General features: G+C 50.3%; 10 protein-coding genes. 2 read left to right on the plus strand and 8 right to left on the minus strand.

Features of this window, described 5'->3' with window-relative positions:
- From J4G02_11860 to modA, 7 genes are all read right to left on the minus strand, one after another.
- The coding region (locus tag J4G02_11860; GenBank protein MCE2395273.1) for a transposase family protein at nt 1-257 on the minus strand (257 nt) is incomplete at its 3' end.
- A complete protein-coding gene (locus tag J4G02_11865; GenBank protein ID MCE2395274.1) occupies nt 257-691 on the minus strand; it encodes an IS3 family transposase in 435 nt (144 codons plus the stop codon). The genes J4G02_11865 and J4G02_11860, both read right to left, overlap by 1 nt.
- The gene (locus tag J4G02_11870) at nt 688-972 is read right to left on the minus strand and encodes a transposase (protein MCE2395275.1); all 285 of its coding nucleotides are present in this window, start codon (nt 970-972) and stop codon (nt 688-690) included. Before J4G02_11870 ends, J4G02_11865 begins: the two co-directional genes overlap by 4 nt.
- A gap of 301 nt (nt 973-1273) precedes the next feature.
- Complete coding sequence (locus tag J4G02_11875) at nt 1274-1561, minus strand: DUF2970 domain-containing protein (protein MCE2395276.1); 288 nt, start codon at nt 1559-1561, stop codon at nt 1274-1276.
- 124 nt (nt 1562-1685) lie between these two features.
- Entirely contained in the window at nt 1686-2765 is a 1080-nt protein-coding gene (gene modC, locus J4G02_11880; protein ID MCE2395277.1) for a molybdenum ABC transporter ATP-binding protein, read from the minus strand.
- 110 nt (nt 2766-2875) lie between these two features.
- On the minus strand, nt 2876-3541 hold the full coding sequence (modB, locus tag J4G02_11885) for a molybdate ABC transporter permease subunit (GenBank protein ID MCE2395278.1): 666 nt from the start codon (nt 3539-3541) through the stop codon (nt 2876-2878).
- A complete protein-coding gene (modA, locus tag J4G02_11890) occupies nt 3541-4293 on the minus strand; it encodes a molybdate ABC transporter substrate-binding protein (GenBank protein MCE2395279.1) in 753 nt (250 codons plus the stop codon). The genes modB and modA overlap by 1 nt, the downstream gene beginning before the upstream one ends.
- Before the next feature lie 101 nt (nt 4294-4394).
- Here modA and J4G02_11895 point away from each other — a divergent pair, with 101 nt between their 5' ends.
- Nucleotides 4395-5186 (plus strand): phytanoyl-CoA dioxygenase family protein, encoded by a 792-nt coding sequence (locus tag J4G02_11895; GenBank protein ID MCE2395280.1) that lies wholly within the window; start codon nt 4395-4397, stop codon nt 5184-5186.
- A gap of 40 nt (nt 5187-5226) precedes the next feature.
- Here the strand turns inward: J4G02_11895 and sat are convergent, their stop codons facing one another.
- Complete coding sequence (sat, locus tag J4G02_11900) at nt 5227-6417, minus strand: sulfate adenylyltransferase (GenBank protein ID MCE2395281.1); 1191 nt, start codon at nt 6415-6417, stop codon at nt 5227-5229.
- 476 nt (nt 6418-6893) lie between these two features.
- Here sat and J4G02_11905 point away from each other — a divergent pair.
- A partial coding sequence (locus J4G02_11905; GenBank protein ID MCE2395282.1) for a Rieske (2Fe-2S) protein occupies nt 6894-8032 on the plus strand: 1139 nt, incomplete at its 3' end.

Below are 8032 nucleotides of genomic sequence, written 5' to 3' on the forward strand. Positions count from 1 at the left end.
TCCTCTTTGAGGGTTCGTATGAGTCTTTCGGCATAACCGTTTTCCCACGGTCGCCCCCGATGGGCTAAGGAGATCTCAATCCCATGATTAATGAGCGTGGAAATATAAGCGGTCAAAAGATACTGAACCCCTTGGTCACTATGGTGAATCTCTGGAACACTTTGGCTTAATGCGCGTTGCAACGGTCTCAATGTGAGAGGTTGTGTCAACTGCCGACTCAGTTGCCACCCCCTGACCACGCGGGTGAACACATCCATTAATACCGAAGCATAGACGAATTGCTCTTTGAGTCGGACATAGTAATATCGCCGACCCACACCTGATTGCGACGGCAGATGTCAAGGTTCTCAACCCGATTGACCCATTGACCCAAACCATCAACCGATGCTGTGGTTTGACAGCCACGTTTGACAGTAACTAACAGATTTTCTTCTTTCATCAATCGGGCGACTCGACGATAACCGACAGCGTATCCTTTACGCACCAACATCTGCGTGATGCGCCTATAGCCATATGTGGGATACCGGGCAGCCAATTTCTCTCTCTCATCTCGTAACTCTTGTTCAAAGGAATCACTTTTGGGTTGATAATAGAGACTGCTCCGATGCAAGCCAAGTGCATCACAAATTTGTCGAACCGAGTAATCGGTCTGCAATGCTTCAACGATTTGCCGCTTTTGAGACTGACTCAATTGAGCCAAGTCGTGGCTTTTTTTTGGATGTCTAACGCTATCGTCAATCGCCCGACCAGCTGCTCCAGTTGAGCAATATGTTCGATATAGTGTTGGGAGTGCTTGTCGGTCGATTCAAAGAGAGTGGAGGCGTTGTCAAGCAGTTGCTGTTTCCACTTTGAAAGTTGGTCTGCGTTGAGCTGGTGTTTGCGACACAGTTCGGCTTGGGTACTTTGACCGCTCAGTGCCTCAATGACGACTTCCGCCTTAAATTGGGGCGTGAATCTTCTACGTTTTGCCATCGGATAGTTCCTTTCAATTGGATTGGCATCCTATCACAATCTTGGTTGAGATGGTGACCCAAATTTCCGATGGCAGTACAAACCTTCTATATACTGTCCTATTTGGGGTGGTTTCATTTTAAGGATTGAAGGGATTAGGCAGGAGGTAAAATGGGATTATCATACTGATTTTGATTTTCGCGCCGCTTATAACTGTCAATACCAAGCAACGAAATTAAGCAAAAAAATAGCTGAACCTATTGGGGTCAGCCTATTGTTTTTATGTGTTGTTGAAACTTAGCAATTGTTGAGGGTACTGATTTTAATCTTCCCTGCTAGGTTGGTGATGGGAGAGGTGGTCAATGTGGTTCTGGTTGAGTCTGCTGAGTTCCGATCGAATCTCTGACACTTCGGATCGCACTTCATCAATGCGCTTGTCGATTCGATTTTCAAGCCGTTCCATCGCGTGGACAAATATCTCGCTCTGCTTTTCGAGGCGTTCGGTTGTCGTTTTCAGTCGTGCAAGGACTGCTATCGTTTGACCGATAATGGTGGCAAATGCCAGTCCTGCAACGATTAGATGTGATGGCGACCATGCTGAAAAATCCATTTTTTCACCTTATAGACAATTATGCTATGAGTAGAGTATAGACCTTTTGCAGTAATTATATCAGTTTCGTCAAACCAAAATCAACCAAAACTGTCCAGTTAAATTGACAAAACCCGACAGCCCCTCACCCCTCCCAAAGCAGATTAACCGCACTCGCCTTGATAATAAAATAACACACCGTTCCCTCTGCAAGCCCAAGCTGCTCACGGGCATCGCTCGTAACCTCCACCGACAACAGATGCCCCTCAATATCGACCGACAGCATCACACGCCCCGCTTGGACAGCGATCCCCCGAATAGTCCCGCGCAAGATATTCCGCGCGCTCATCCGTAGATTCGGGTCCATCGCAACGATAATATCCCGCGCCCGGATAGCGATCGGCATCGTTGCACCGGGCTCCGTCTCCGTATATGAAACCATCAGCCTCTGTTCCCCCAACGCCAATTCCGTCACGCCGCGCTCCTCCGACGCAACAACCACCGGCAGAGCGAGAATATTCTCCACACCCGTCATCTGGGCAACAGGCAACGCCGAAGGAGACGCAAGTAGTTGATGAGGTTCGCCACGCGCCGTGATCCGCCCTTCGGAGAGCAAAAACGCTTCATCTGCAAGTGCCATCACCTCTGAAATGGAGTGAGTCACATAAAGGAGAGGTATATCAAACGCCCCCTTGATGTGATAAAGGTAAGGAAGGATGCGGTTTTTCAAGCCAGCATCCAGTGAGGTAAGCGGCTCGTCCATTAACAGCAAACGTGGCGACATCCCCAAAGCGCGAGCAACCGCGACCCGCTGCCGTTGACCGCCGGACAGTTGGCTCGGATACCGATCCAGCAACTCCCCGATTTCAAGGATGTCGATAATTGTATCTGTGTCAATCGGTGTTCGGCTATCGAGTCGGCGAGGACGACCATAGGAGATGTTTTGTCCAACCGTCAGGTGCGGAAAAAGATGCCCTTCCTGAAAGACATATCCGAAATGACGTTTTTCCGGTGGCAGACATCTTTTCTGTTGGGAGGAATACAACGTTTGACCGGCAAACAGGAGTTCCCCTTCGTCGGGGTGTAGGATGCCGCTAATACAGTTGAGCAGCGTGCTTTTACCGCTGCCCGACGGACCGAGAAATGCCGTCACTTTTTCCGTGATGGTGTGATCAATCTCAAGCTGAAAATCGCCAAGCCGTTTGCGAAAACTGAGTTGTAACATGGGACATAATGCCTAACAGGTAACAGTTTGCGTTTTGGGCAGGCACAAGACCTGCCCCTATATTGGATTGATTTTTGTAGGGGCAACCCTTGTGGTTGCCCTTCCTTGCTTCATCTCTTGAGATACAACCGTTCCGCTATCCAGAGCGTAGCGAAAGCAATCAAAGTGGACAGAAGCACCAGACGGTACGCACTCAGATCTTGACCGATCTGCACAAAATTATAGATTGCCAGAGGCAACGTCTGCGTTTTTCCCGGAATGTTTCCCGCCACCATCATGGTCGCACCAAATTCACCGAGACTCCGAGAAAAGCCCATGATCGCTCCTCCGATAATCCCACGATACGACAGAGGTAACGTGACAGTAAAAAACACTTTCAACGGCGAAGCACCGAGCGTCCTTGCAGCCTTCTCCAACTGTGGATTCACACCCTCCATCGCCGTGACAATACCGCGCACCAACAACGGAAACGAAAGCACAGAGATCGCCAACACCACCGCCAGCCATGAAAAGACGATTTCCAGCCCGAAAAGACGGAAGAGCAGCCCCCCGATCGGTCCGCGCTTGCTGAGGAGGATCAGAAGAAAAAATCCGCTGACGACCGGTGGCAATACCATCGGCAGCATAACAACAGTATTGAGAAGCGATTTGCCGGGGAATGAGAATTTGGCGAGTAGCCAGCCGATCAGGAGACCCGGCGGCAGGATGAGAAGCAGACTCAACGAGGCAGCTTTGATAGATAGAACCAGCGCACTGACTTCCGCTGCTGTTAACATTATTTCACCACAGAGAAACCATATTTTTCAAAGATTGCTGCAACTTCGGCGGTCTGTAGGTACGCCAAAAATGCTTGAGCGAGAGCTTTACGGCCGGTGTTGCGGAGCACCGCTGCGGGGTACACAATTGGGGTATGGCTTGAATCGGGAAAGTCATAAATGATTTCGACCTTCTTGCTGATTTCCGCGTCCGTTCCATAGACAACCCCGACATCAACCTCGCCGGATTCCACGTGCGCCAAAGTGGACCGAACATCGGTGCTCGGTATCAATTTGGGGTGTACAGCATCCCAGATTCCAAAGTGCGTCAAAGCCTCTCTCCCATAAATGCCGGCGGGGACGGAATTCGGTTCGCCGATAGCAATCCGTCGAATCGAGTCTTGGGAGAGCATACCCACATCAGTCATGGAAAGCGAACTGTCGAGTGGTGCGATCAATACCAACCGGTTATTCAAGATTGCTTGGCGCGATCCTTCATAAAGAAATCCCTTCTGCTGTAACGCATCGATCTGCTTGGGACTGGCAGAGATGAATACATCCGCCGGTGCACCTTTCTCGATTTGGCGTTGTAAAGTTGAAGAGCCCGCAAAGTTACAATACACCTTGACATTCTGGGCTGCGCCGAAACGCTGGCTGATCTCTGTGAGGGCATCTGTCAAGCTCATCGCGCCAAAGATAACCAACTCCTCGCCCGAACACCCGATAAACAGACAAGCAAAACTCAGAAGAATAAGAAGATACGGTGTTATCAATTGTGCAATCCCACTTTATGTATTGCCTAACTTCTGATAATGTGTTATCTTGCTTGGTAGTGTTTGATCGAAATGACTGAAGACTCTACGGAGGAATCGACATGCCAAACCCAAGTAAAAACAGTTCCCCCATTTCAGAAGCACAAATTGAGCAATATCACCGCGACGGCTATCTGCTCGTTTCCGGGTTGATTCCTGGAGACATCGCTGCAAAGGCGGAAGCTGCAATGTGGCGTTGTGCGGGAATCGATCCCGATAACCCGCCCTCCTCATGGGATGATGTCCAAGGAGGAATCTGTCTGTACAATAGCGCGGATCTCGTGGACTGCTTCACCCCGCAATGCCTCGCCGCAGCAGCGCAGTTGACGAGGGAAGATCCATCCACATTTAGCAAGCTACACCGACACCCGAAGACCTATTGCGCCCCCGACTTCGTAGCAGCCCAAGAGGCAAAGGAAGACGTCTCCAAGTTCTTCCGATGGGATTGCGCCTACACCATCAACATCTATCCGACCTCAGATGAGTGGGAATCCCCAACAATCACGTCGGGAGGGCACCTAGACCACTCCCTTGAGGAACACTATCACAAAACCTTCCCGCCCGTCTTCCGAGTCGGTGCGCTGATTTATCTGAACGATATTGACCCGCACGGCGGCGGCACGTATGTTTGGCCCGGATCGCATCATGAACTAGCGCGCGTAGTGCGAAAAAATCCAGCCCGTTACGAATACCGCAACAGGCTGAATGGGGATCTGCCCGATCTCGATCTCGGCGACCCGGTTGGCATGACCCTTCGGCGCGGCGATGTGCTATTCCTGCACCATCTGTGCATCCATTCAGGAAGTAAGAATGTGAGCAACCAGCCCCGATTTGCGCTGAATATGAAATGGTAGCAAGAAGCTTTGAGAGCGATTGCCTAAGGGGGCGGCAGGATTATCCTTCCTCTTGGTAAAACTTCATCAGGATTTCTGCAACTTCTGGACGCGAAAACTCCGGCGGCAACATCTCACCCGCTGCCAACATATCCCTGACCTTAGTTCCCGACAGGAATAGATAATCTTCCGGTCCATGCGGGCAGTCACGCATCATCACAATCCCATCACACTGGTTGCACCAAACCGTATGATCACCCCGAAAGATTTCGATTTCGAGTGCACCTTCAGGGATCTCATCAAAAACTGTCTGTGCATCAAATGGCCCATAGTAATCTCCAACCCCCGCGTGATCTCGACCAACAATAAAGTGTGTGCAGCCACAATTCTGTCTGAACACAGCGTGTAACACAGCCTCACGCGGTCCTGCGTAGAGCATATCAAATCCGTAACCGGTAATTGAAACGGTATTTTCAGGGAAATACAACTCGACCATCTTGCGGATGGAAGCGTCGCGGACATCGGCAGGAATATCGCCCGGCTTCAATTTACCAAGCAACATGTGAATCAGAATTCCGTCAGCACCAATTTCGTCTTGTGCAATTTTGCATAACTCCTCATGTGCGCGATGCATCGGATTCCGTGTCTGAAACGCAACAACCGTATCCCAACCCCGCTTCTCAATGTCCGCTCGGATCTCAGAGGCAGTGCGGAAGGTCTCAGGAAAATCAGATCTGAAATACGAATAGTTAAGAACCTGGATAGCGCCAGAAATCACCTGATCCCCCATCTCAGTAAAGGCTTCTACCCCGGGGTGTGCCGGATCCGTCGTCCGAAAGGTCTGCTCGATCAGGTATGTTCTCAGATCATCGGAGATCTCTTCAATCTCTGAAACCTCCATGACAGCGATGGGCGGTTGACCGTCTACATTTGGATCAAGCAGGGCGATCCGTTCAGCGTTTTTGACCGCATCAGTTACCTGCTCCGATTTAACGATATTCATCACCGGAACGGGCCAGAATTGACCGTTCGGCAACGTCATGTCTTGAGCAACACTTCTAGCTTCAGCGATATTCATATAGCCGGTGAGGGGATTAAAGTAACCTGAACCGAGCATCACCGCCGATGCAGCAGCCCCCGAAGAAATTAGGATAGCGGGTAAGTTCTCAGCTTCTTTAGTCAACGCTGCACGCTCGGCATCGTCGGCAACGTAAAGCGGATTCAAAGTATCAGAACCGTGTGGTTTAATCATTCAGTGCTCCTTAGAGAGATAATAGAATATCTTAATTGTTATCTTATTTACTTTAAGAAATTCCGAGTTTAGTCCTCTGACAATTATAATAGCGAATTTGTGCCGTATTGTCAATCGGTTTCTGTGTGTCATGCACCCCAGCGCTCCACGATTTCAGCTTTGACGCATCACCACTTTCCGCGTTCTAGCACAGTCTCTCTATATGGCAAAGCGTCTCATCTAGCAGTCATGTCAACACCGAACACAAAAAAAATGTGGACAAGTTAATTTTTTCTGAAACATGCCCTTGATACTTAACGTATGTTATGATATAATTAACCTCCATCATCTCATTTTTGACAAGTTAATTTATGACGGCAATAGGTCGTTGTGGACTTTTTCTGAGTTGTACCTTCTATTTCGGACAACACGGAGAAATCAGTATCGACTTATTGTCCTCTATAATGGTTATGAAGTATAGAAAGGGAATATAACGCATGGCAACCCAAGAAACACAATGGACAAAACTGGCCGATTTGAGCGAGGTGCCCACCGGGGAAGCAAAGGCAGTGCGGATAGGTGAAGGACGGAGCATTGCACTGTTCAATGTGGACGACAAGATCTACGCAACCGACAACCAATGCCCCCATATGGGCTATCCGCTGACACGCGGACGCATTCGACACAACATCCTTACGTGCGATTGGCACGAGCGAAGCTTCGACCTTGAAGGGGGCGGCTGTTTCAACGTCGAGTGCGATGATCTACAAACCTTTCCCGCCGAAGTACGGGACGGTGAGATCTGGGTACAACTCGGCGATTTAACCTACAAACGAAAGGCTGAACATCTCAGCCTACTGTGGGAAGGACTTCTGAGTGGAGACCGTTGGACAATGTCAAAGGCGATCGCCCTACTTCTCAAAGGGGGCGTACCGGAGGGCGAGATTGTCGAGTTGATCCTACGGCACCTTGGGCGGCACATCGCTAGTTCACACGGCTCGGAAGCAGGTTGGGATGTCGCTAGGTTGATGAACGGTCTTTCGGTCGGACGACGCTACAAAGACGCCGACCGGCTTATTGCCATGACGACCGCCGCGTGTGCCGCTTCTGGGGGCGCAGCGGAACGTCTTGAGGTCGTCCCGCTGCCGGAGCCGGTGGCTTGGGAGAATATCGAGCCATGGATCCGTAGTTTTTCACGCGACGGGCACTCCGGGCGTATCGAGCGATGTCTATTCACCGCTTACACACTCGGCGATGCGGATAAAATCCTATCCCTCCTCCTTGAATGTACCGTTGAGCCACACTTTATCGGCTTCCCGGATAACCTAATTTCACTCGGTTACCTTTCCGAGGAGAAAGCCTTTGAACTGGTCTTCAATCTTGGTGCGAAGCTAGTCGGTCGCCGGCGTGGCGAGCCGCAGCGGTTTCGTCGTGACGCCATCGGCATCATGAGAGACAAACTCAACGAACTGGATGCGGGAGATAATACACCAACAGACTACGACGAAGATTCCTTTGTAAGCGCATTAACGAGCGTGGATATTCAGAAGTCATTCGACGGTGTCGCAGCAGCCCTGAAGGATGGAGTGCCAATCGACCAACTCGTCTCAACGGTGGTTATTCTTGCCGCTGACCG

It is taken from the genome of Candidatus Poribacteria bacterium (assembly GCA_021295755.1).
Lineage (GTDB): Bacteria > Poribacteria > WGA-4E > WGA-4E > PCPOR2b > PCPOR2b.